Origin of the sequence: Paenibacillus tuaregi, assembly GCF_900086655.1 — a bacterium.
In the GTDB taxonomy this organism is placed as follows: Bacteria; Bacillota; Bacilli; order Paenibacillales; family Paenibacillaceae; genus Fontibacillus; species Fontibacillus tuaregi.
Genome location: NZ_LT575476.1, coordinates 742,664 through 767,297, shown reverse-complemented (window position 1 = coordinate 767,297; position 24,634 = coordinate 742,664). Strand labels below are relative to the sequence as shown.

Below are 24,634 nucleotides of genomic sequence, written 5' to 3'. Positions count from 1 at the left end.
AAGAGACTCCCCGCCAATTAGGGGAGTCTCTTTGGTATACTTTGAAGGACGTAAGATACTCTAAAGTATTACTACGCTACGTTATTTATGAGATACATTATTAAAGGGTGCTGTTATGTAATCTAAGATGCTAAACTATTTTATCGATATGGCTGCCTGGAGGGGCTGACTGCCTTTTGACTTCCACAGTAGGTCCAACAGCTGAGCGGTCTTCCTTGTCCTTGGCAGCTGGGTCCTGCTTGTCGCTGTTCTTCAATTCAGAAGGAGATTCCTTTGAATTCACCTGCTGCACTGCAGCTTGGGTCCCCTGTGTCACTTGAGTATTCTCTGCCACTTGGGTGTTCTCTGTAATCGCTTGGGCCTTCCCTGTTGCTTGGGTGCTCTCTGTCACCTGCTCCTTGGCTTTATTAGCTATATCGCCCAATTTTCCATCCAGATTTGCGGCTTTTTTCAACAGACTTGCCGACTTCGCCGGGTCATTGTGCTCCCAAGACTTTGCCTCTGTCCGCAGGATGTTTTGTGCTGTCTGAACAGGTTCGAATTTTTTCAAATCATTTTTGGCAGACACGATGCTGTTCATCACGTACGTCGTGTAGGCCTTCTTCTGCTCCTCAGGGGTCTGCTTGTCAGGATCCTCAGTTGTTGGAGCTTTCTCGGCTTCCTTCTTTTTCTTGTCTTCATCCATACCGAGTGCTTTACGCTGCTGCTCAAGAGATTGCTCTGCTATTTTCTGTTCCAGTTCCTTGATCTGCTCGTCTATCGAGTCAGTTTCTGCCTTAATGACCTTTGGATTGACCCCATTTTTGACCGCATTACTCATATAATTGGTACGTCGTTCAATTAGGGCCTGCTTCTGCTCATTCAATTTGTCAATCAGCTTCACTTGCTCTTTGTCCGAATTCTTCATATTTGAGTTTAGCCGCTGTCCCATGGTAATCGTGCTGCGCTGCGAACGACCATGGTCGTTCAACCCAGGTGTCGGGTGCGGCCCGGGGGTAGATATTCTCATTCCACTTTCAGCCTCCTATTTTGTAATATATTGTACTAAATAAATACAATTTATATATCGGCCTTTTTGTAGATTTTGTTTAATGTAAAATAATCGAGATAGCGCTAAACACTAATAGCAATGCCATAATAATATTAAACGGTTGTTTATGCTTTACTAATAACTCTTGAAAAATAGAGCCAAATAGCCCCCAGCTCAATGAACTGCAAAAGGCTCCCCCCGCACGTTCAGGGAGAGCCTCTCTTATTAATTAGGCTTTATTTGTTTATTCCTTTTAACCTGATTAATAATCATTCCTGTGAAGACCCCGATCCTCTGTGATGAAGTCCTCGCTTTTAGTGCTATCTCTAGTCTGTTATCCGTTCTGTTTCCCCTATAAAAATCGGCTACTTCAGCGCCTTCGCGGCAATATCCGTACGGAAGTGCTTGCCCTCAAATGTGATCCGCTCAGCCTCTGCGTAGGCTTTGCTTCTGGCCTCCGCGATGTCGCGTCCAAGCCCCACCACGCCAAGCACTCGGCCTCCATTGGTGGCCCAGCCGCCGTCCGCATTTCTGGCAGTTCCTGCGTGGAACACCAGCGCTTCCTGCACCTGATCCAGGCCGCTGATCTCAAGCCCCTTCGGATAGGAGGCTGGATATCCTGGAGAAGCAAGGACCACACAGACGGCAGCCTCCTCACTCCATTCAATCTCCACCTGATCCAGGGTGCCGTTGACCGCAGCAAGGAAAATTTCAAGCAGATCACTCTTCAGCCTCGGAAGCACGACCTGGGTCTCCGGGTCTCCGAATCTGGCGTTGAATTCAATCGTCTTCGGTTTCCCGTCCGGTGTAATCATTAGACCCGCGAACAAGACGCCTCGGAACGGCCGACCCTCAGCTACCATCGCCTTGGCGGTAGGCTTAATAATCGTCTCCACTGCCTCTTCAATGATCGAATCCGGAATGTGCGGCAGCGGAGAGTAAGTCCCCATTCCACCGGTGTTCGGGCCCTTGTCCCCGTCAAACACCTGTTTATGATCCTGCGCTGCCGACATCGGCCGCACCGTCTCTCCATCGACAAAACTGAGAATCGACATCTCCTGACCGCTCATGAACTCCTCGATCACGACCTGGCTTCCTGCTGATCCAAAAACTTGACTTACCATAATATCTGACAGTGCCTTCTCCGCCTCTTCCCGGGTAAACGCTACTGTAACACCCTTCCCTGCTGCAAGTCCGTCTGCCTTGATCACGATCGGCACAGGCTGGCTGCGCAGGTACTCCAGCGCAGCTTCATAATTGTCGAATTTCTCATATGCGGCCGTCGGAATGTTGTATTTGTGCAGCAGGTCTTTCATGAATGTTTTGCTGCCTTCGATATGAGCCGCATTTTTGCGTGGTCCGAAGACAGGAATGTTCTCCTGTTCAAAAGCATCTACGATCCCATCCGCAAGCGGGTCATCCGGTCCAATGACAACGAGCCCTACCTGCTTCTCCTTGGCAAAAGCCGTCAGGCGGTCAAATTCGCCTACCTGAATAGGCACTAATTCCGCCACTTCGCCGCTCCCGGCATTGCCTGGAGCGCAGTATATGGTTCCGGCTTTAGGACTCTTCGCAAGCGCCCAGCAGATCGCATGTTCACGCCCGCCCCCGCCAATTACCAAAATATCCATACCAAAAATCCCCCTATCCGACAGCAGAGCTGCGGTTGGTTATTATCATGACCGTCCCATACAATTCTTCCTTGAATTAACCAAGTATCAGACTATCAGGCCATCTATATAAAACGAACTTATGAAGGTTACCCTTTTGGAGGCGCTGCGATGCCGAATGTTCTTTAAGGCCGCTGTTGTCCCCGAAATGCTTGAACTAGATATCCATTGGGGCATTTCGGAAACAAAGGTGGACGCTCTGCTTCTTCAGAATCACTCGGCCTCTCCGCTGAGATCGGTTAATCTTTAAAGTTCATTTTAAATAACAAATCTTCACTTGCTCAACCCTGGGCCCAGCAATCCATTTAAAAGCTAGCCGTAATTTCCGGTCTATTGCCTAGGCTTGGCTCTCACAGCCCCTAGTGTTTAAAGTGACGAACCCCTGTGAACACCATGGCGATGCCATGTTCATTCGCAGCTTTGATCGATTCCTCGTCTCTCACCGAACCCCCTGGCTGAATGATCGCCGTGATTCCCGCTTTCGCTGCTTCTTCGACGGTATCTCCCATCGGGAAGAAAGCATCCGAGGCCAGTACGCTGCCTTTGGCCTTCTCTCCGGCTTGTTCAATAGCAATCTTCGCCGCACCGACACGGTTCATTTGACCTGCTCCGACACCTACGGTCATACTATCCTTGGCGAGCAGAATCGCATTGGACTTCACATGTTTCACGATCTTCCAACCAAACAGGAGCTGCTTCAGCTCATCTTCTGTCGGTTCGCGATCCGTTACCACCTTCAGATCGGAGGCATCGAGGGAATGAACATCGCTCTCCTGCACAACCATACCGCCATCAATGGAAGTGACGATGAACTGGCTCTTTCTGCTTTGTCCTGATTTCAATTCTCCGACCTTGAGAAGACGAATGTTTTTCTTCTTCGTCAGCACCTCCAGCGCTTCTTTCGTGAAGCCTGGAGCCAAGATGATTTCAAGGAAGATCTCGCTGAGCAGAACCGCCGTGTCCTCATCAATCATCCGGTTGGCCGCTACAATGCCGCCGAAGATTGACGTAGGATCGGACGCGTGCGCCTTTTGGAAGGCCTCCAGCACACTGCGGCCAACTCCCACGCCGCATGGGTTCATATGTTTGACCGCCGCAACTGCAGGCTCATCAAATTCCTTCACGATCTGCAAGGCTGCATTCGCATCATTAATATTGTTGTAGGAAAGCTCCTTGCCATGCAGCTGTTCAGCCGTTGTGATCGTATCCTCCGAAGCCAGCGGCTTGCGGTAGAATGCGGCCTTCTGGTGAGGGTTCTCCCCATAACGGAGGTCCTGAATTTTCTCATAAGTCACAGTAAAACGCTCAGGAAGCGGATCTCCTGTCACGTTCGACAAATAGTCAGAGATCAGCGCATCGTAAGCTGCCGTATGGCGGAACACTTTGGCGGCAAGACGCTTGCGGGTTTCGAGAGTCGTGTCACCTTGAGCGCGAATCTCGTCCAACACCTGAGCATAGTCCGAGGAATCCACAACAACGCTGACAAAAGCATGATTCTTCGCAGCAGAACGAAGCATCGTAGGCCCACCGATATCAATATTTTCGATGGCATCTTCATACGCTACATCCGGCTTGGCAATCGTCTCTTGGAAAGGATACAGGTTAACGACCACCAGATCGATATAATCCAGTCCGAGCTCCTTCATTTGAGCCTGGTGCTCATCGCTGTCACGGACAGCCAGAAGGCCGCTGTGTACAGCAGGGTGAAGAGTTTTTACGCGTCCATCCAGTATTTCCGGGAATCCGGTTACGTCTGAAATTCCAATGACAGGAACCCCTTCCTTTGCGAGAAGATTCTTGGTTCCTCCAGTCGAAATAATCTCCACTCCCAATTGCGACAGCTCACGGCAGAACTCCACGATACCTGTTTTATCCGATACGCTGACCAGTGCTCTTTTGATACTCACGATTGGCTCCTCCTTTGATTTGACAGCATGTTTTGTCTTAAATCATCTTCTGCATCAAGGTTCTACAGCATGTCTGAACCCGCCAGCAGCAAGGCCACACTCTTCCAATATACGGCAATATTTCTCGGGAAATATCGAAACTGAACAAAGCGTCGATTCCAAGCCTCATCAAGGTTTCACCATTCCCGCCAATTATACAAAGACGTCAAAGATCCTTATCAATCCCCTGAATCATCCGGCAAGCTGCCTGCGGGACTTTAGTTCTCTACGATCACCTTACGTCCCTCGAGCCTTACACGGCCTTGAGCCAGCCAAGTGACCACCTGGGGATAGACTTCCTTCTCCACGGTATGAATACGGTCTTCGACAGACTGAATGCTTTCCCCTTCGTAAATCTCTACGGTTCGCTGAGCAATGATTGGCCCGGTATCCATACCGCCATCCACAAAATGCACGGTTGCTCCGGTCACCTTCACGCCATAATCATAAGCTTGTCCTATAGCGTTCACACCGGGAAAAGAGGGGAGCAGAGAAGGGTGAATATTAATCATCCGACCCGCATAAGGTTCGACAAGTACTGAAGTAATCAGACGCATATAGCCGGCAAGTACGATTAGATCAATCCCGCGCTTCTCAAGCTCGGCAGCAATCTCCCTTTCGTAATCTTCCCGGCTGGCATAGCTCTTTGGCTGGAACAGAAATTGTTCCACCCCTGCTTTCTCGGCCCGTCCAACCACCGGAGCCTGTGGCTTGTCACAGACGAGCAGCGCAATTTCCGCGCCGCCCAGCTGCCCCCGCTCTGCCGCATCCACCAAGGCTTGAAAATTCGTACCCTGGCCTGAAGCAAATACCGCGATCCGGTAAGAACCCATTACACTTCAGCCCCTGTAAACGTGACGATTTTCTCACCTTCGGTAACTTTTCCGATGATATAAGGAGTTTCCCCTTGTTCCTTCAATACTTGTACAGCCTGATCCGCCTGATCTGCTGAGACGATCATCACAAGCCCAATTCCCATATTAAACGTGGTGAACATGTCGCGGTTGTTTACTCCACCCTTTTCTTGAAGCAAGCTAAAAATGGGCAGAACCGGCCAAGAACCGAATTCGATATCGACATTCACGCCCTCCGGCAGCATCCGTGGGATATTCTCAATGAACCCACCGCCGGTGATATGAGCCATACCTTTAACTTCCACCTGCTCAATCAGCTGAAGCACAGGTTTGACGTACAGCTTGGTTGGTTCCAGCAGCACATTCCCAAGCATCGCACCGTTCAGCTCATCCAGCTTGTCTTGAAGGCTGTATCCCGACTGCTCCAACAGCACTTTGCGGACCAGGGAAAAGCCATTGCTGTGAACTCCGCTGGACGCCAGTCCGATGACCGTATCTCCTGCCTTAATTGTTCTTCCGTTAATAATCCTGCTCTTATCGACCACACCCACGGTGAACCCGGCAATGTCATACTCGCCTTCACTGTACATGCCTGGCATTTCCGCTGTCTCGCCGCCGATCAAGGCGCATCCCGACTGTGCGCAGCCTTCAGCAATACCGGCTACAATCGCTTCAATCTTCGCAGGGATGACTTTGTCACATGCCAGATAATCGAGGAAAAAGAGCGGCTCCGCGCCCTGAACAATAATATCGTTCACGCACATCGCCACGGCATCGATCCCGATGGTATCATGCTTGTCCATGGCAAACGCCAGCTTCAGCTTCGTACCGACTCCATCGGTGCCGGATACGAGCACCGGCTCCTCGTATTTATCCTTGTTCAGGCCGAACAAGGCCCCGAACCCTCCAAGATCCGTCATCACTTCAGGACGGAAGGTCCGCTTGACGTGTTTCTTCATCCGTTCCACTGCTTCATTGCCTGCCGCGATATCGACCCCGGCGCTTTTGTATGCTTCAGACACGTAAGGACACGCTCCTTATGGTTTAATTGAGGTTCTGAATAGAACCACCTGCTGTATAATTCATGCTGTTGGTGTTAATGGTTAAGATGGTGAAGTATTCAATGGGAAATAGTAGATTAAAAGCCCGCTCCGCCAACGGATCATCCTTACGATCGCTGTTGCCCTCAGATTCCTTGATTTGAACCGTTATTACGGTAGAAATCCGAGGGCAAAGGCGAGCGCTTCGCTTCTTCAGGACGATTCCGTTCGCTCCGCTGGGTTGTTCATGGAGATGAGACAGCATCCTCTTTAGCCTGATGCTTAGCCAAAAGATTTTGACTTAACTCCCAGATTAGCTCACTCTACAGACGGGCAATAACTTAACCCATCAAATCTAAAGCCCGCTCCGCGAACGGATCACGGTTAGCTTTCCAGGTCTAGACACGCCGCTCCGCCAACGGATCATCCTTACGATCGCTGTTGCCCCCAAATTTCTTGGTTTGAATCGCTTATCACGGTAGAAATCCGGAGAAGCATATGCTTTCGAAGCAGCTTTCTTTCAGAAAGCTTTTAGGCGAACGCTTCGCTGCTTCAGGACGATTCCGTCCGCTTCGTTGGGGTGTTCAGGGAGGATAACCTAAAGATTATCCACCCAACAGCTCCCTAACAGCTGCAACCGAACTGCTCTTCCCCGTTGAAATCCGTACGGGTTGGGTAATCGTTATCGAAGCAGGCCATACAAAGCCCGCCTTTATAATCGTTCACGTTGTTGCCAGCAACCGCTTCAATCAAGCCTTCCGGACTGATGAACTCCAGCGAGTCCGCGTTGATCTCCTGACGGATCTCTTCGATCGACTTCGAGGAAGCAATCAGTTCTCGGCTGTCCGGCGTATCAATGCCATAGAAGCACGGATTCTTGAATGGCGGAGATGTGATCCGCACGTGTACCTCGACCGCACCTGCTTCGCGAAGCAGGTTCACAATCCGGCGGGAGGTCGTGCCCCGCACAATGGAGTCGTCGATCATCACAACGCGCATGCCCTCAACAACACGGCGCACGGCACTCAGCTTCATCTTCACTCCCTGCTCGCGCAGCTCCTGGCTCGGCTGGATGAACGTGCGTCCTGTGTACTTATTTTTAATAAGACCAAGCTCGTACGGAATCCCGGTCTGCTCCGCGTAACCGATCGCAGCAGAGATGCTAGAGTCTGGAACACCCGTGACTACATCCGCATCCACGAATGACTCTTGGGCCATCCGGCGCCCCATTCTTTTGCGGGAGGAGTGCAGATTGGAGCCATTCAGATCACTATCCGGTCTTGCAAAATAAATATATTCCATCGCACACAGCGCCTTGCGCTGCGGCTCGGCAAACCGGTCCTCATGGAGACCGTCTTTGTCCAAGATCAGCAGCTCACCAGGCTCAATGTCGCGAATAATTTCCGCGCCGATCGTCTCGAATGCACAAGTCTCAGATGAGAACAGATAAGCGTCCCCAAGCCGGGCCATTGAGATGGGCCGCAGGCCGTTCGGGTCGGATGCAACGAGAAGTTTGTCATTTGTCATCAACAGGAAGGCGTATCCCCCGACGATTTGCTGAAGGGCATCTTTGGCCGCTTCCACAAAATCCTTCGGTGACCGCGCAATCAGATGCGCAATGACCTCGGTATCACTCGTTGTCTGAAAGATCGAGCCGCTTCTCTCTAATTCTCGGCGGATCTTCGGCGCGTTGACGATATTACCGTTTGTCGCCACCGCGAGGTCCCCATCGCGGTATTTGAATACGAGCGGCTGGGCGTTCGTCAGCTTGCTGTCCCCACTGGTGGAATAGCGGACATGGCCGATCGATCGGTCACCGATAAGCGAAGCTAGACGGTCCTTGTCGAACACTTCCTTCACCAGGCCCATGCCGCGGTGGTAATTGAAGTCGCCACCGTCTGTGACACAGAGTCCGGCACTCTCTTCCCCGCGGTGCTGAAGCGCGTGAAGCCCGTAATAAGAGAGACTTGCAGCATCCGGGTGACCGAACACGCCAAAGACGCCGCACTCCTCTTTTAACTTGTCAAAAACTCCATCCCGTCCAGAGCCCTCGTTGAAATAGTCTCCTGTCCATAACCCTTGCGGTATTACTTCATCAGACATGGAATAGCTTCCTCCCAGACCTGCTTCAAGCCCTCCACCGGTTTGTTCAAGGCCGAAGCGCGGTTGATGTCAATTACAAGACTTGTTCCTTCCACACGGCCGATCACTGCAACCGGAACACTGCGTTCCGAAATGAATTTCTCAAGCTCAGCTGCCTTCTCAGGTGCAGCCGTCAGCAGAATGCGCGATTGCGATTCACTGAACAAGGCCACATCAGGACGAAGGTTAGTATCGAGGTTAACCTTGGCACCTAGTCCGCCGCCGCTGATGCAGGATTCTGCAAGAGCCACGGCCAGACCGCCCTCGGACAAATCATGTGCAGACTGGACAAGTCCCAGTTGGATTGCCGCAAGCACCGTATCCAGCAATCTGCGCTCCACGTTCAAATCAAGCTCTGGCGGACGGCCTTCCGTTACGCCATGAACAGCACTTTGGAATTCACTGCCGCCAAGCTCTGCCTTGGTCTCTCCCAGAAGGAAGATCACATCTCCTTCTTGCTTAAAGCCTTGTGTTGTGATGTGGTCTACATCATGTACAAGACCTACCATACCGACAACTGGAGTCGGGTAGATGGCGCCTTTGGCATTCTCGTTGTACAAGCTGACATTACCGCCAATAACCGGTGCGTCCAGCACCCGGCAGGCTTCAGCCATGCCGTCAACGGCTTTTTCCATTTGCCAGAAAATATCCGGCTTCTCCGGACTTCCAAAGTTCAAGTTATCCGTAATGGCCAGCGGTTCAGCACCGGAGCATACAATATTGCGCGCTGCTTCACTCACCGCAATGCGGCCCCCAACTTCAGGGTCAAGGTAGACGAAACGTCCGTTGCAATCCGTTGTCATGGCCAGACCCTTACGGGTTCCGCGAATGGTCACTACAGCAGCATCCGACCCCGGACGTACGGCAGTGCTCGTGCGCACCATATAATCATATTGCTCGTAGATCCATGCTTTGCTGGCTACAGTTGGGGAAGCCAGAACCGTCTCAAGCGCTCCGCCAAGATCCGTAACTTCAGGGTAACGCAGGGTATCCACGTTGGCATTCTCTTCATAGTAAGCAGGGACTGCAGACGGTTTGTTGTAAATTGGGCACTCGTCAACAAGCGCAGTTACCGGCATATCTCCAACCACTTCACCATGATGGAACAGCTTCAGACGTCCGTCGTCTGTCACCTTGCCGACCTTGGCACAGATTACGCCCCATCGTTCAAAAATCTCCATCGCCTGGGCCTCATCCTTCGGCTCCACCACGAACAGCATGCGCTCTTGGGATTCCGAAAGCATCATCTCGTATGGTGTCATGCCTTCTTCCCGCTGAGGCACCTGGTCAAGGTACAGCTCCAGGCCATTGCCTGCCTTACTTGCCATTTCCGCACTGGAGCAAGTTAGACCTGCTGCGCCCATATCTTGAATTCCCAGCACAATGCCGGAATCAATCAGCTCCAGACACGATTCCATGACCAGCTTCTCCATGAATGGATCGCCGACCTGAACAGCCGTACGCTTCGCTTCAGATTCTTCCGTTAATTCCTCGGATGCGAAAGTCGCACCGTGAATTCCATCACGCCCGGTTGGAGGACCTACGTAGAACACCGGATTACCTACACCTTTGGCGACACCACGTTGGATTTTGTCATGGTCGATCAGACCGACACACATTGCGTTAACGAGCGGATTGCCGTCATAACTGTCGTCAAACATCACTTCGCCGCCGACAGTCGGAATTCCGATACAGTTCCCGTATCCGGCAATCCCGGACACCACATGCTCGAACAAATATTTTACCCGGTCGCTCTCCAGCTTCCCGAACCGCAGGGAATTCAGTACCGCTACCGGTCTTGCACCCATGGAGAAAATATCGCGGATAATCCCGCCCACCCCGGTTGCCGCGCCCTGATAAGGCTCGACAGCAGAAGGGTGATTATGGCTCTCAATTTTGAACACCACAGCCTGGTTGTCGCCAATGTCGACAATCCCTGCTCCCTCACCCGGTCCCATTAGGACTCGGGGTCCTGTCACCGGGAAGCGGCGAAGAAGCGGTTTGGAGTTTTTGTAGGCACAGTGCTCGGACCACATTACGCTGAACACACCAATTTCCGTATAATTCGGTTTACGGCCGAGGAAACCGCAGATCAGCTCATATTCGCTGTCAGATACACCCATCTGTTTGTAAATTTGCTGTTCGGCGATTTGCTCCGCCGTCGGTTCTTTAGCGGACAACTGCTGCGTCATGTCGATCCCTCCATGTCTTCAAAATGGATGTAAACATTCTTTTACCGTCTTCTGATCCCAGCAGACTATCCACTGCACGCTCCGGGTGAGGCATCATGCCAACTACGTTACCCTGCTCGTTAGAAATGCCTGCGATATCGTTCAGCGACCCATTCGGGTTGCTTGCGTACGTAAATACAATTTGGTTATTCGCCTGCAGCTTGGCCATCGTCTCGTCATCACAGTAGTAATTGCCTTCACCGTGGGCGATCGGAATCACAATTTCTTCACCCTTGGCATACTCACGTGTAAAAGGATTCTCGTTGTTCTCTACGCGGAGCACAACATCATGACAGAGGAACTTCAGCGACATATTCCGGCGCAAAGTGCCCGGAAGCAGGCCAGCTTCGGTCAGGATTTGGAAGCCATTGCAGATGCCAAGCACGTATTTGCCCTGCTCCGCAGCCTTGGCGACCTCCGCCATAACCGGAGCGAATCTGGAAATGGCGCCGCAGCGCAGGTAGTCCCCGTAAGAGAACCCGCCCGGAATGAGAATGCAATCATATGCCGATAGATCGGTTGCTGTATGCCATACATAATCAACAGGTTCGCCAATCGTATCTTCAACCGCCTTGTAGCAGTCAATATCACAATTGGAGCCCGGAAATACCAGTACTGCGAATTTCATGTTGGTTAGCCCTCCAGTTCAAAGCGGTATTCTTCGACAACAGTGTTTGCCAGCAGCTTCTCGCACATTGCTGCCACTCTCTTCTCCGCTTCAGCACGGTCGTCCGTGTTCAGCTCAAGCTCGATATATTTTCCGATGCGCAGGCTTTCGACTTCTTGAAAACCTACAGAATGCAGCGCGTTTTGTACGGCTACGCCTTGTGGATCCAGTACGCTTTGCTTGATAGTAACATAGACGATTGCTTTCACTTGAAATTCCCTCCGGAAGGGTTATCGCCGAGGGCCTGCCCTCTGGACACCCGAAAAATTTGATAAAACCCGTGTTTTTGACAAAGGGCTGCGCCCTCTGTACTCCTCTTTGTTCCTACCCTCCCAAACCTCCCTGGAAGGGAGGGCCCCAAGGGCTTTGCCCTCTGGACACCCGAAAGTTTGGTGGATACTGCTGCTTCGGTTCTCTTGTGTTGCAATGATAAATGAGCCGCTTGCCGTCCCTTTCGGGACCCGCTTTACTGTGGTGCTTCGTCTTTAGCAACTTAACTTAAATGAAACCTCTTGAATTCGTATAAGGACGGCCTGCCGAGCACCTATCTAAAACCAAGAAATGAGCTAGATTAGCTAGCGGAGTGTGCTTGTTGGATGCAGTTGGATGCACTCCGCATACAACCTACTTAATTAAACGGGGTGTTGAGCTCTTCAACATAACCGATTAGATTACTCCCTTTCTCTCTGCCAATTGCTGATCGGCACTCCATGTTGAGTTAGTCTATTGATAGCTTACAAAGTGAGGGTGGAACGGGAAGGGAGGTTAGGAGTCGGAGAAGCGTCAGCGTTCGCCTTTATCCCTGGATTTCATCCGCATTCGGCGGTTATTCCAATAAGGAAATCCAGGATAACAGCGATTGGAGACCCTAACAACCCTGTACGTGGCTAGTCCCTCACCCCTTTATCTTATTAGACTAACGAAAAAAGTCTTTTTGACGACAGCAATTGTCTTCTACCCGATTACTCCGTGAGACGGCGGTAAATGTTCAGATAGCGGCGGGTGGTCTCTTCCACCACATGCGGTGGGAGAGGATCAGGCTGGCTGTTCTTGTCCCAGTCCGTGCCGGCCAGGTAAGAGCGGACCGGCTCCTTGTCCATGCTGTCGATCTCGATGTCCAAGGCATAATTCTCCTTGGCCCAGAAGCGGGAGGCGTCCGGTGTGAAGATCTCATCAATGAGAATTAGCTCCCCATCAATCAAGCCGAACTCCAGCTTGCAGTCTGCCAGGATGATTCCACGCTCCTCGCAATAGTCACGTGCAAAGCCGTAAAGCTCTAGGCTCTTGGCCTTCAGCTTGTCCGCCAGTTCGCGGCCTACCAGCTCCTGCATCCGCTCGAACGGGATGTCCTCATCGTGACCCACATCGTTCTTGGCCGCCGGGGTGAAGATCGGCTCCGGCAGCTTGTCATTCTTGCGAAGCCCTTCAGGCAGCTGAATTCCGTTGATCGTGCCGCTCTGCTCATATTGGCGCCATCCCCCGCCGGTAATATAACCACGGACAACACACTCAATGTCGATCCGCTCGGCTTTGAGGGTAACCATAATCCGATCCTTCAGCAGCTCTTTATTCTTAATGATCTCTCCCAGCTTCTCCACATCGGTATGCACCACATGATTCTCGATCAGATCAGTTGTAAGCTTGAACCAGTAAGCACTAAGCCGGTTGAGCACGTTTCCCTTTTCAGGAACCGGCGGTTCCAGCACATAATCGAACGCGGAAATGCGGTCGGTCACGACGATCAGATAATGCTCCCCTAAATCGTACAGTTCGCGGACCTTCCCTTTATAGAGCAGCGGTGCGTCGACGTAATCCACTGCCGTGGACACAGCCTGTGATGACATATAGCCGTCCTCCTCTTCCCTGATCTGTAACTAGTCTATAAGTCTAAGCTTCTTAAAGATCGTATCCACGTGCTTCAAATGCCAAGCTGGATTGAACGCATCCTCAATCTCTTCCTTGCTCAGCACCTCGGTAATCTCAGGAGTCTCTTCAATAATGTCACGGAATTGACGCTGAGTCTCCCAGGCGAGCATCGCACGCGGTTGAACGGTGTCATATGCCTGCTCGCGGCTGAAGCCCTTATCAATCAGCTTGGTCATGACACGGCCGGAGAACGGAACCCCGAAGGTGCGCGCCATGTTGCGTTTCATATTTTCCGGGAATACCGTCAAGTTCTTAATGATATTGCCCAAGCGGTTCAGCATGTAGTTGATCAGCATGGTCGCATCCGGCAGAATGATACGCTCTGCGCCGGAGTGGGAAATATCCCGCTCATGCCACAGCGTCACGTTCTCATAAGCGGTGATCATATGCCCGCGGATGACACGCGCCAAACCGGAAATGTTCTCACAGCCGATCGGGTTGCGCTTGTGCGGCATAGCAGACGATCCCTTTTGACCCTTAGCAAAAGCTTCCTCAACCTCACGGAATTCGCTCTTCTGCAATGCGCGGATTTCAGTGGCGAATTTATCAAGGGAGGTCGCGATCAGTGCCAGTGTAGCCATATATTCAGCATGGCGGTCGCGCTGCAGCGTCTGGGTAGAGATCGGCGCGGCAGAGGTGCCGAGCTTATCACATACGAACTGCTCCACGAACGGGTCGATGTTGGCATAGGTGCCCACCGCCCCGGAGATTTTGCCGAACTGCACATTTGCTGCCGCATGACGGAAACGCTCCAGGTTCCGCTTCATTTCCTCGTACCACAGCGCCATCTTCAGACCGAATGTGGTCGGTTCCGCATGAACGCCATGCGTCCGCCCCATCATTGGAGTATCCTTGTAAGCAATGGCTTTATCTTTCAAAATCCCAATGAAGTTAATAATGTCCTTCTCAATAATCTCATTGGCCTGTTTTAACAGGTAGCCCAGTGCGGTATCCACCACATCGGTAGAAGTCAGCCCGTAATGCACCCATTTGCGCTCTGCTCCAAGACTCTCGGACACCGCACGTGTGAACGCGATTACGTCATGGCGGGTCTCCTGTTCAATTTCATAGATCCGTTCAATATCAAAAGAAGCGTTCTGACGAAGCAAAGCCACATCAGACTTCGGGATGACCCCCAGCTCCGCCCATGCCTCAGCTGCACAAATTTCCACTTCAAGCCAGGCGTTGAATTTATTTTCTTCCGTCCAAATCGCTCTCATTTCCGGTCTGCTGTAACGTTCGATCATTTCTGCTGATTCCTCCAAATTTTGGTTTGCTGTATAAAACTCACAGCCTCTTCTACATTATCGCATAAGAGATTGATATGTCCCATCTTCCGCTTGGCCGCCGCCCCGCTCTTGCCATACAGATGAACCTTTGGTACTACGGAAACAGGATTCACGCCCTTCTGTTCCTGATCCTTATTGTCCGTCCATTTCCCGTCCATAAGCCTCATCTCAACCTCATCCATATGTTCGCCAAGCACATTCACCATCACCACCGGGGTCATAAGGGAAGTATCCCCAAGCGGCAGGTTGCATACCGCTCTGACGTGCTGCTCGAACTGGGAGGTTCTGCAGGCTTCCATCGTGTAATGTCCGGAGTTATGAGGCCTTGGAGCAAGCTCATTGACATATAACTCACCGTCCCCTGTCAGGAACAGCTCCACCGCCAGCAGGCCTACAGCTTCAAGCGATTCCGCAATCCGGGCAGCCAGCCGCTCCGCCTCCTGCTGTATACACTCGTCCACTCTGGCGGGAACAATAGAGGCATGCAGGATATTATCCACATGAATGTTCTCTGCCACCGGGAACGTTCTTATCTCACCACGTGGACTGCGGGCTGCAATGACCGACAGCTCCTTGTCAAAACGGATAAACTTCTCAAGAACCAGCTCTGTACCCGCCTTCATTAATGTATCAAAAGCCTCGGCGATCTCCGCTTCAGAGCGGATCACCCACTGGCCCTTCCCATCATATCCGCCTGTTGCCGTCTTAAGTACGGCCGGCAGGCCAAGCTCCTTCACCGCAGCCTGCAAATCCTGAAGACTGACGATCTCCCGGTAAGGGGCAACCGGCACGCCTGCGGCTTCAATCGCTCTCTTCTCACGCAGCCGATGCTGGGTCGTATACAGAAGCCGGCTTCCTTGCGGCACATACGATAAATCCTCAAGCAGAGCGGCAACCTCGGAATCCACATTTTCAAATTCATAGGTGATGACATCCGAACGTGAGGCCAGCTCTCTAGCTGCGGACTTATCCCCATAGGAAGCGGTGATTTGATCCGCAATCTGTCCGCAAGGGGAGTCTTCCGTGGGCTCCAAGGTAACAAAACGGTAGCCGAGATTGGTCCCAGCCAGAGCAATCATTCGTCCCAACTGTCCTCCGCCCAGGATGCCGATGGTTGAGCCAGGAGCAATAACCTTGTCCGGCTGCAGCAGGTTCTTCGTCATCATTTCGTCTCTCCCAAATCAAAGCTGCCTTCCAAGACCTCTTTCTGAATCCGATCCCTGCGTTCCTGCACTCTCGCTGCGACGGCCGGATCGAACGCTCCAAGCATTTGCGCGGCGAGAAGGCCCGCATTGGTGGCTCCAGCTTTCCCGATCGCCACCGTGGCCACCGGGATTCCTCCCGGCATTTGCACAATGGACAAGAGGGAGTCAAGACCGTTTAGGGCTGCGGATTTGACCGGCACGCCGATGACCGGCAGAACCGTCTTGGCCGCTACCATTCCTGGCAGATGAGCGGCTCCGCCCGCTCCGGCAATAATCACTTTAATTCCGCGCTGTGCAGCGGATTCCGCAAATTCAAACATCAGATCCGGAGTACGGTGCGCCGAGATGACTCTTTTCTCATACGGGATATTCAGCTCATTCAACACTTCGCATGTATGGGACATCGTCTCCCAATCCGACTTGCTCCCCATAATCACTGATACCTGCGCTGTCATGTTCCAACCCGCTTTCTATTAGGATAATCTATCTATGCAGCCCAGAAGTTATACCCTTCCCATCCGGGACTGCTTATTTCATTAAAAAATCCGGTACCTGAGAAAATAACGAGTATTTTCAGGCTACCGGACTACTGGAGGACATGAATAAGGGACATCTGCACTTTGCTTGGAGCACATACCCTGCCCACAAAACAAAAGAAGGTCTGTTCATGCCATCGACCTTTCCCAACACGTCACTCGTAGTCCGAAAATTTACGGTTTTCAGGTAGAAACTTCCGGGCCTTATTCCCGGCGATATACGAGAGCATTATGCAGCGCTTCTTGCGCTTTCTTCTCTCCTAGTTTAGCAATCTGACCTAGGGCTGTCAACCTAAACACGAACAATAAAAAAAGGTAAAAACTGAACGTTCGTATTTTACAATAAATCACAAACTTATAATCCGTTTTATTGCCATAAAAAAAGAGAATGCTCCGTAAGCATTCTCTCTCCATTACGTTATTTAACTACAAGCACCGGAATCTGTGCATGCTGAACCACATTGTGGCTGACGCTTCCAAGCACAAATTCCCGAATGCCGCCGAGTCCCCGGCTTCCAATGACTATGGCGTCACAGGATTGCTCTCCCGCATAACGAAGAATAACCTCTGCCGCAGCGCCTTGAGCCAGCTCAACCTTTCCGTTCACACCGGCAGCTGCCAGGCGGTTCCTCGCCTCGTCGGCTGTCTTCTCCGCAAGCTCGTAGAATTCCATATTAACCGTATCAGGCACAGGTGCGAACCCTTCAGCAATATAGAACCGCGGGAAATCATACACGTGTAGTACAGCCAGCTCGGATTCAGGGGACAGCTTCGCAAGCTCGACAGCTTTGTCCAGCGCTTTATTTGATGCTTTGGATCCATCGTACGCAACCAGGATTTTGTTGAACAGCATGACAAGCACCTCTCTCTAAATATATATATTATTAAATAAGTACATAATAAACCCAAATGCGGTAATAAGAAACTATCTAATTCTTATGCTGCTTATTATTCCTACCTTAGAAAATAGACATACAGCACCGCATTGATGAACAGCAGTACCGGGATTCCCACAACAAAGCTGAGATGTTTCGTCTTATGCCTCCAACGGTACATGGCGATCAGCACCCCAAGCGCCCCGCCAATCAGTGCCAGCAGGAACAAGGTTCGCTCAGGTGTCCTTTCCTGCCTTCGGCGAGCTTTCCTCTTATCCTCAGACATCACAAAATAACCAATTAAATTAATGATAATAAACCATATCCCAATTACCAACCTCATATGTATCCACATCCCCCCAATCCTGCTCTGAGCAAGCGGGTAATCAAATCTGCTTCTATTATAGTTCCAAACCGGCTGGAATAACAAACCTTGCATCCTGTTCTCCTTTATTGCAGAACCTGGGGCTTATTTGAACTATTCTTGGATCATTTTCAGATCATTTCTGCCTGACCCCCGATTATCCCTGGCTTAATCAGGCAAAAGCCCCCAATCCGCTCAAAACGGGATTGAAGGCTTTATCCAACAACTTGCAGCACACTTATGGCGATTTAACTCAGCTTGGATTTCGGTTACAACCTTCTGGCCAATCTTACAGCTTCGGAACACCGTTCAGGCTGGGTGGGCGTTCGTTCTGCTTTTTTGGCTTGGCTTGTGTCGGTTCTTCCATGATGCTTGAGTTGTTCTTTTGATTATTGATCTTTCTTGGCTCGTGATGCGGCATGATCAACACCTCCGAACTTAATGTTCCTGTGGAAGAGCCGTTTTATGCGGGATTGTCGGGCAAAAAGTTAGCTTGGCCCGGGTTCTATTTGCCTTGTTTTTGCTCCATGGCCGCTTTGAGCAGTTCCCCCAGATTGGAACCTATCGATTCTTGTTTGGCATACTGCTTAACCAGCTTTTGCGCTTCCCGCTTGTTCATATGCTTGCTGTCTTTGTTCATGGTTTCGGTGATGCCACAGGACAGGCATTGGACGTATAGCCCAGCTTTGCCCTCTTTCATCTCCATCTTCTTATGACACTGCGGACACCGCCGGTTGGACAGCCGCTTCTCGCCAGAGCGCTTGTATCCGCAGTCCTCACTTGGACATACCAGCATAAGCCCGCGCTTGCTCTTCTTCTCAAGCAGCCGGGTGCCGCAATCCGGGCAATGACTGTTCGATACATTGTGTGGCTTATACGAGGCATCGCTCTTCTTAACCTCTTGCACAAGACGTTCGGCCATTTCACGAATACCTTTCAGAAAAGGTTCCGGCTGCCCCTGCCCTTTTGCAATCCGCTCCAGCTCATTCTCCCACTTGGCGGTAAGATCAGGGGTCCGCAGATCCGCAGAGACAAGCTCGATCAGCTGCTTTCCTTTTCCGGTTGGATGTAGCGAATTGCCCTGACGCTCGATTGTATCAGAGTTGACCAGCTTCTCGATAATATCCGCGCGGGTCGCTGGTGTGCCAAGGCCGTGCTTCTCCATCTGGGACAGCAGGGCAGCCTCGGTGTAGCGTTTGGGTGGAAGTGTTCTTCCCTTGGTAATGATGACGCGTTTAACCTGAACCTCCTGCCCAACATGGAGCTCAGGGAGCGTCCGTCCCGCCTTCTCCTCATCTGCGTCATTATCATCAGATTCATTCTCGTCGAACCCTTCACCATCATACACAGCGTGCCAGCCGCTTTCTTTTATCGTTGTACCTTTGGCATGAAGCGATTCCTTATCAATTTCAACCGTGACATTAACGTTGTCGTATCTGGCAGCCGGATAAAACAAGCTGATAAATCGTCTTACGATCAAATCATACAGCTTGCGCTCATCCGAATTCAGAGCATTCAGGATTACTGTTTCTTCCGTAGGAATGATGGCGTGATGATCGCTCACTTTGCTGTCATCCACAATCCGCTTGGTGAGCGGTAGAGGCTTACGGAGCAACGGGCGTGCCAGAGCAGCATACGGACCCACGGCAATGCTCTCAAGACGTTCTTTGAGTGTACTCGTCATATCGGAAGTAAGATAGCGGGAGTCTGTACGCGGGTAGGTCACCAGCTTGTGCTGTTCATACAGCCTCTGCAGCACGTTGGAGGTCATTTTGGCCGAGAAGCCGTATCTGCGGTTAGCATCACGCTGCAGCTCGGTGAGGTCATAAGCCAGCGGGTGAGGGATCACCTTCTCGCTCTTATTCAATTTGGCAATCCGTCCTCTGCGTCCTTCGAGCTTGCTCTTCAATCCTGCAGTCTTCTCATCGTCAAAAATTCTGGAATCCCCGCCAGGTGCGCGCCACAAGGCTTCAAACTCGCCTAAATCACAGGCCAGCTGCGAATAAGCGTCTGATTTGAAGTTAACTATCTCATTCTCCCTATGCATAATCATGCCAAGAGTAGGCGTCTGAACCCGGCCCGCAGAGAGCTGGGCACTAAATTTCACCGTGAGCGCCCGGGTTACATTAAGCCCAACCATCCAATCCGCTTCTGCCCGGCAGCGTGCAGACTGATACAGGCGGTCGAATTGGCTGCCCGGTTTCAATGAGGCGAAGCCCTCTTTAATAGCCTTATCGGTCTGCGACGAAATCCACAGACGCTTAAATGGCTTGTTCCACTTCACCATATCCATGATCCATCTGGCCAGCAGCTCACCTTCCCGGGCCGCATCCGTCGCTATGATTAGCTCGCCCACATCCGCACGTCTCATCAATTGTTGGACAGCCTTGAACTGGTGATTCGTCTCGCGCAGGACCTTGAGCTTCATTTTACCCGGGAGAATTGGGAGATCCTCCAGATTCCAGGTTTGAAATTTATGATCATAATCCTCGGGCTCGGCAAGTCCAACCAAATGTCCAAGCGCCCAGGTAACTATATATTTAGGACCTTCAAAATGGCTCTTATGCTTTTCGCGGCTCCCCATAACTCTGGCTATTTCCCGAGCTACCGAGGGCTTCTCAGCCAATACTAAAATTTTCATAATAAATAAAAGCTCCCCTTTCTTCTTAAACTTATTATAACATCGATGGTCACCCGTGTTCGACCCGCCTGGTTTTGAATCACGATTAGATTTTAAAGTTGAACAATTAGATTTATAAATAACTCGGGAACGTGAAATGTTGTTTAAGGTCGCAGTTGCTCCCAGCTTTCTTGATTTCAATTTATAAGACAGGAGTCCGGTCACCAAGGCAAACGCTTCGAATCTACTGAATATTTCACACTTTGCTTATTAGTAATTCTTAAGTTCAGCTTATAACGCGCCTTGCCTTTCTTGAAATTGGGACAGCCGGTACTTAAGATAAATTTAACAAGTTTTCTGCTAATTTTAGTACCAGGTTCTAGTACCTTGTGTTATAATCAAATCAAAATTAATCAAGGAGTGATTCTGATTATGAAATCTGCTGCACGTATTTCCGCCATAGGCTCCTATGTACCTGAGCATATTTTGACTAACGAGGCTCTTGAAAAGCTTGTCGATACTAATGACGAATGGATTGTTAAGCGCACAGGAATTCGTGAACGGAGAATTGCTGCAGAAGAAGAGTTCACTTCCCATATGTGTATTCAAGCTGTCGAGGATCTCGCTGCTTCTTATAAAGGTTCTCTGGAAGATATTGAATTGGTTATTGTAGCCACCACCACCCCGGATTATCCGTATCCGAGTGTGGCCTGCATAGTGCAGGACCATTTCGGCCTCCTAAATGCAGGAGCTGTGGATATCAATGCAACCTGTGCCGGGTTTGCCTATGGGCTGCACATGGCCAATGGTTTGATTTCAAGCGGGCTTCACAAGAAAATCCTTGTTATCGCAGGAGAGACCATGTCCAAGGTTACCAATTATGAAGACCGCAGCACATGTATACTTTTCGGAGATGGGGCAGGGGCAGCTATTGTGGAGTATGATGCAGAGCATCCAAGCTTTGACGCGGCTGTTCTCGGTAGTGAAGGCTCAGGCGGCAAGAACGTGTACCGTGCTGGTCTGGCTACAGCTATAGGCGGTATGCCGCTTGAAGGTGAAGGTAAAATTTATCAAAATGGGCGCGAGGTATACAAGTGGGCTGTGCGTACGGTACCTGAGGGGATTTCAAAGCTTCTTCAGGATTCAGGGACAACTGTAGAGGAATTGGACTGGTTCGTGCCTCACAGTGCCAATCTTAAGATGATTGACTCCATCTGTGAGAAGACAGGCATTTCTGCTGAAAGAACCTTAACCAGCGCAGAGTATTATGGAAATACCTCAAGTGCGACGATTCCTCTTTCACTTCAGCTTGCACAGCGCCAGGGCAAACTGAAATTCGGGGACCGTCTTATTCTATTCGGATTCGGGGCCGGGTTAACATATGCGGGTCTTATGCTTAGATGGGGCGTTCAAGAATAACGATGTTTGTTCACCATAAAGAACAATATCTTCCTGACCATAATTAACCGAATGAATAATTAAAGAAGTTATCTGCCATATTATTTAAGGTGGATGGCTTCTTTTCTTTTGCGTGCATCAAAGCCTAACAAATGGGGTATAAATAAAAGCAGACCTAACACCTAAGTATCCATCTTGGAGTGGATTAACAGCCTTGTAACATTGTGGAATGGGTAGCTTAAGCAAGTTGGCAACAATTTTTGTAAATTGATAACTTAGGTGTTTAAACAAGGCCTGATGGGTTAATAGTAATCAACAACAACAATCAACATTAAGGAGTTGACAAGCATGGGATTCTTATGGTCATTAATTATTGGTGGTATCATCGGTTGGTTGGCAGGTCTGATTATGGGCCGAGATATTCCAGGCGGCGTGATTGGTAACATTATCGCTGGTTTTATCGGAGCTTGGCTCGGTTCGCTGATTTTAGGGAACTGGGGACCACGAATCAGTGATTTCTATATCGTCCCTGCCCTCATCGGCGCGGTAGTTCTTGTGTTCATCGTAAGCCTTGTTCTTCGTTCGTTTGGCCGCAGTCGTTCTTAATTAATAACGACAGCAGACAAAACGTCAGAGCTTATGCTCTGGCGTTTTGTTGTGCTTATGTGCATATCTTAATAAAATGTGGATATTGTTTCTTAAGCCAAGCATGAATCCCCTACTTGCCCACAATACTACTCTAATGAAGAAAGCATACTCACAAGCTGTGGGGAACTGCTGTGGGGAACTGCTGTGGGGAACTGCTGTGGGGAACTGCTGTGGGGAACTGCTGTGGGGAACTGCTGTGGGGAACTGCTGTGGGGAACTGCTGTGGGGAACAACAAAAAAGCACTGCCTAAGGCAGTGCTTTTTCTTATTGCTTGGCGGCGTCCTACTCTCCCAGGACCCTGCGGTCCAAGTACCATCGGCGCTGGAGGGCTTAACGGTCGTGTTCGGGATGGGTACGCGTGGAACCCCTCCGCCATCGCCACCAAACATGANCATACCAGCCTCACTGCTTGGACGGACATCCATCAGTCCGCGTCACTACCCTGCTGCGTCACCCCATCGCTCATAACGGATTACGGTGGTACAGGAATTTCAACCTGTTGTCCTTCGACTACGCCTTTCGGCCTCGCCTTAGGTCCCGACTTACCCTGAGCGGACGAACCTTCCTCAGGAACCCTTAGGCTTTCGGCGGATCAGATTCTCACTGATCTTTTCGTTACTCATACCGGCATTCTCACTTGTGTACGCTCCAGCGCTCCTTACGGTACACCTTCAATGTATACACAACGCTCCCCTACCCCTGATGCAAAGCATCAAGCCATAGCTTCGGTGGTGTGTTTAGCCCCGTTACATTTTCGGCGCAGAGTCACTCGACCAGTGAGCTATTACGCACTCTTTAAATGGTGGCTGCTTCTAAGCCAACATCCTGGTTGTCTGTGCAACTCCACATCCTTTCCCACTTAACACACACTTGGGGACCTTAGCTGATGGTCTGGGCTGTTTCCCTTTTGACAATGGATCTTAGCACTCACTGTCTGACTCCCGGATACAAGTCTGTGGCATTCGGAGTTTGACTGAGCTTGGTAACCCTTGGCGGGCCCCGCACCCAATCAGTGCTCTACCTCCACGACTCTTCTTCCGAGGCTAGCCCTAAAGCTATTTCGGGGAGAACCAGCTATCTCCGAGTTCGATTGGAATTTCTCCGCTACCCCCACCTCATCCCCGCATTTTTCAACATACGTGGGTTCGGGCCTCCAGTGCGTGTTACCGCACCTTCACCCTGGACAGGGGTAGATCACCCGGTTTCGGGTCTACGTCCACGTACTTAGTCGCCCTATTCAGACTCGCTTTCGCTGCGGCTACGGCTCTTCACCTTAACCTCGCACGGGAACGTAACTCGCCGGTTCATTCTACAAAAGGCACGCCATCACCCCTTAATTGGGCTCTGACTTCTTGTAAGCACACGGTTTCAGGATCTATTTCACTCCCCTTCCGGGGTGCTTTTCACCTTTCCCTCACGGTACTGCTTCACTATCGGTCGCTAGGGAGTATTTAGCCTTGGCAGATGGTCCTGCCGGATTCATACGGGGTTTCACGTGCCCCGCACTACTCGGGATCCGTCTCGGAGGGATTAGACTTTCGGGTACAGGGCTTTTACCTCTTCTCGCGGGCCTTTCCAGACCTCTTCGCCTACCCTAATCCTTGGTAACTCCATGTGAGACGTCCCACAACCCCAGAGAGCAAGCTCTCTGGTTTAGGCTGTTCCGCGTTCGCTCGCCGCTACTGACGGAATCACTATTGTTTTCTCTTCCTCAGGGTACTTAGATGTTTCAGTTCCCCTGGTCTGCCTCTTCACACCCTATGAATTCAGGTATGAGTGACTACCTATTACAGTAGCCGGGTTTCCCCATTCGGACACCCCCGGATCAAAGCTTGCTTACAGCTCCCCGAGGCAGTTTCGTTGTTCGCCACGTCCTTCTTCGGCTCCTAGCGCCTAGGCATCCTCCGTGTGCTCTTAGTAGCTTAACCATTGCTCGGGTTGGTTGACCAACCTTCGCGCTACCTTAGATACTTCACTTGTTTGCACAAGTTTAGCTTAAAGGAATTCTAATTTACGCAATTTCGTTTCGTTATCTAGTTTTCAAGGATCAATTCCAACCTCGCGGCCGGAAGAATATCATATCAAATCCTCATTCGCTTGTCACCAAGCAAGTTTTGGAAGCAATATGTGAGAGTTGAACTCTCAAAACTGAACAACGAGTGAGGTGTTGCTATTGAAGCCATTGGCTTCTC

At 50.8% G+C, this 24,634-nt stretch carries 19 protein-coding genes, 1 pseudogene, 1 riboswitch and 1 other annotated feature; of the genes and pseudogenes, 2 read left to right on the top strand and 18 right to left on the bottom strand.

What is annotated here, in order from left to right; translation table 11 throughout:
- Window positions 1–130: 130 nt before the first annotated feature.
- The 18 genes and pseudogenes from BN6628_RS03700 to BN6628_RS03620 form a co-directional block, all read right to left on the bottom strand.
- Entirely contained in the window at window positions 131–1,009 is an 879-nt protein-coding gene (locus BN6628_RS03700; protein WP_068614435.1) for a hypothetical protein, read from the bottom strand.
- A 79-nt stretch (window positions 1,010–1,088) separates the two neighbouring features.
- Window positions 1,089–1,214 (bottom strand): annotated as a pseudogene (locus BN6628_RS26530) (lysine transporter LysE); the annotation flags it as partial.
- Between the two features lie 181 nt (window positions 1,215–1,395).
- Complete coding sequence (gene purD / locus BN6628_RS03695) at window positions 1,396–2,661, bottom strand: phosphoribosylamine--glycine ligase (protein ID WP_068614433.1); 1,266 nt, start codon at window positions 2,659–2,661, stop codon at window positions 1,396–1,398.
- Between the two features lie 398 nt (window positions 2,662–3,059).
- Window positions 3,060–4,607, bottom strand: coding sequence for a bifunctional phosphoribosylaminoimidazolecarboxamide formyltransferase/IMP cyclohydrolase (gene purH, locus BN6628_RS03690; protein WP_068614429.1), 1,548 nt, complete (start codon window positions 4,605–4,607; stop codon window positions 3,060–3,062).
- Between the two features lie 257 nt (window positions 4,608–4,864).
- Window positions 4,865–5,479, bottom strand: a complete 615-nt coding sequence (gene purN / locus BN6628_RS03685; protein WP_068614426.1) for a phosphoribosylglycinamide formyltransferase — start codon at window positions 5,477–5,479, stop codon at window positions 4,865–4,867.
- The gene (gene purM, locus BN6628_RS03680; protein WP_068614423.1) at window positions 5,479–6,522 is read right to left on the bottom strand and encodes a phosphoribosylformylglycinamidine cyclo-ligase; all 1,044 of its coding nucleotides are present in this window, start codon (window positions 6,520–6,522) and stop codon (window positions 5,479–5,481) included. The genes purN and purM overlap by 1 nt, the downstream gene beginning before the upstream one ends.
- Window positions 6,523–7,164: 642 nt before the next feature.
- Window positions 7,165–8,643: an amidophosphoribosyltransferase gene (gene purF, locus BN6628_RS03670; protein WP_068614416.1), complete on the bottom strand. Its 1,479-nt coding sequence runs from the start codon at window positions 8,641–8,643 to the stop codon at window positions 7,165–7,167.
- Window positions 8,628–10,874, bottom strand: coding sequence for a phosphoribosylformylglycinamidine synthase subunit PurL (gene purL, locus BN6628_RS03665; RefSeq protein ID WP_068614412.1), 2,247 nt, complete (start codon window positions 10,872–10,874; stop codon window positions 8,628–8,630). The genes purF and purL overlap by 16 nt, the downstream gene beginning before the upstream one ends.
- The gene (purQ, locus tag BN6628_RS03660) at window positions 10,852–11,541 is read right to left on the bottom strand and encodes a phosphoribosylformylglycinamidine synthase subunit PurQ (RefSeq protein WP_068614408.1); all 690 of its coding nucleotides are present in this window, start codon (window positions 11,539–11,541) and stop codon (window positions 10,852–10,854) included. Before purQ ends, purL begins: the two co-directional genes overlap by 23 nt.
- A gap of 5 nt (window positions 11,542–11,546) precedes the next feature.
- On the bottom strand, window positions 11,547–11,789 hold the full coding sequence (purS, locus tag BN6628_RS03655; RefSeq protein WP_068614404.1) for a phosphoribosylformylglycinamidine synthase subunit PurS: 243 nt from the start codon (window positions 11,787–11,789) through the stop codon (window positions 11,547–11,549).
- Window positions 11,790–12,542: 753 nt separating this feature from the next.
- A complete protein-coding gene (locus BN6628_RS03650) occupies window positions 12,543–13,424 on the bottom strand; it encodes a phosphoribosylaminoimidazolesuccinocarboxamide synthase (RefSeq protein ID WP_068614400.1) in 882 nt (293 codons plus the stop codon).
- A gap of 30 nt (window positions 13,425–13,454) precedes the next feature.
- Window positions 13,455–14,753, bottom strand: coding sequence for an adenylosuccinate lyase (gene purB / locus BN6628_RS03645; protein ID WP_068614395.1), 1,299 nt, complete (start codon window positions 14,751–14,753; stop codon window positions 13,455–13,457).
- Window positions 14,750–15,961, bottom strand: coding sequence for a 5-(carboxyamino)imidazole ribonucleotide synthase (gene purK, locus BN6628_RS03640; RefSeq protein WP_068614392.1), 1,212 nt, complete (start codon window positions 15,959–15,961; stop codon window positions 14,750–14,752). The genes purB and purK overlap by 4 nt, the downstream gene beginning before the upstream one ends.
- Complete coding sequence (purE, locus tag BN6628_RS03635) at window positions 15,958–16,455, bottom strand: 5-(carboxyamino)imidazole ribonucleotide mutase (RefSeq protein WP_068614389.1); 498 nt, start codon at window positions 16,453–16,455, stop codon at window positions 15,958–15,960. The genes purK and purE overlap by 4 nt, the downstream gene beginning before the upstream one ends.
- 223 nt (window positions 16,456–16,678) lie before the next feature.
- Window positions 16,679–16,780: riboswitch (purine riboswitch) on the bottom strand.
- Between the two features lie 174 nt (window positions 16,781–16,954).
- A complete protein-coding gene (locus tag BN6628_RS03630) occupies window positions 16,955–17,389 on the bottom strand; it encodes a universal stress protein (RefSeq protein ID WP_068614385.1) in 435 nt (144 codons plus the stop codon).
- 101 nt (window positions 17,390–17,490) lie between these two features.
- A complete protein-coding gene (locus BN6628_RS03625) occupies window positions 17,491–17,754 on the bottom strand; it encodes a DUF1294 domain-containing protein (protein WP_068621938.1) in 264 nt (87 codons plus the stop codon).
- Window positions 17,755–18,064: 310 nt separating this feature from the next.
- Window positions 18,065–18,196 (bottom strand): hypothetical protein, encoded by a 132-nt coding sequence (locus BN6628_RS26765; RefSeq protein ID WP_262363142.1) that lies wholly within the window; start codon window positions 18,194–18,196, stop codon window positions 18,065–18,067.
- Window positions 18,197–18,280: 84 nt separating this feature from the next.
- On the bottom strand, window positions 18,281–20,416 hold the full coding sequence (locus tag BN6628_RS03620) for a DNA topoisomerase III (protein ID WP_068614382.1): 2,136 nt from the start codon (window positions 20,414–20,416) through the stop codon (window positions 18,281–18,283).
- A 411-nt stretch (window positions 20,417–20,827) separates the two neighbouring features.
- Here BN6628_RS03620 and BN6628_RS03615 point away from each other — a divergent pair, with 411 nt between their 5' ends.
- Both BN6628_RS03615 and BN6628_RS03610 read left to right on the top strand, forming a co-directional pair.
- A complete protein-coding gene (locus BN6628_RS03615) occupies window positions 20,828–21,814 on the top strand; it encodes a ketoacyl-ACP synthase III (protein ID WP_068614379.1) in 987 nt (328 codons plus the stop codon).
- Window positions 21,815–22,141: 327 nt separating this feature from the next.
- Window positions 22,142–22,399: a GlsB/YeaQ/YmgE family stress response membrane protein gene (locus BN6628_RS03610; protein ID WP_068614376.1), complete on the top strand. Its 258-nt coding sequence runs from the start codon at window positions 22,142–22,144 to the stop codon at window positions 22,397–22,399.
- Window positions 22,400–22,697: 298 nt separating this feature from the next.
- Window positions 22,698–24,356, bottom strand: a sequence feature (most likely nonfunctional fraction of RNA operon).
- Between the last annotated feature and the right edge of the window lie 278 nt (window positions 24,357–24,634).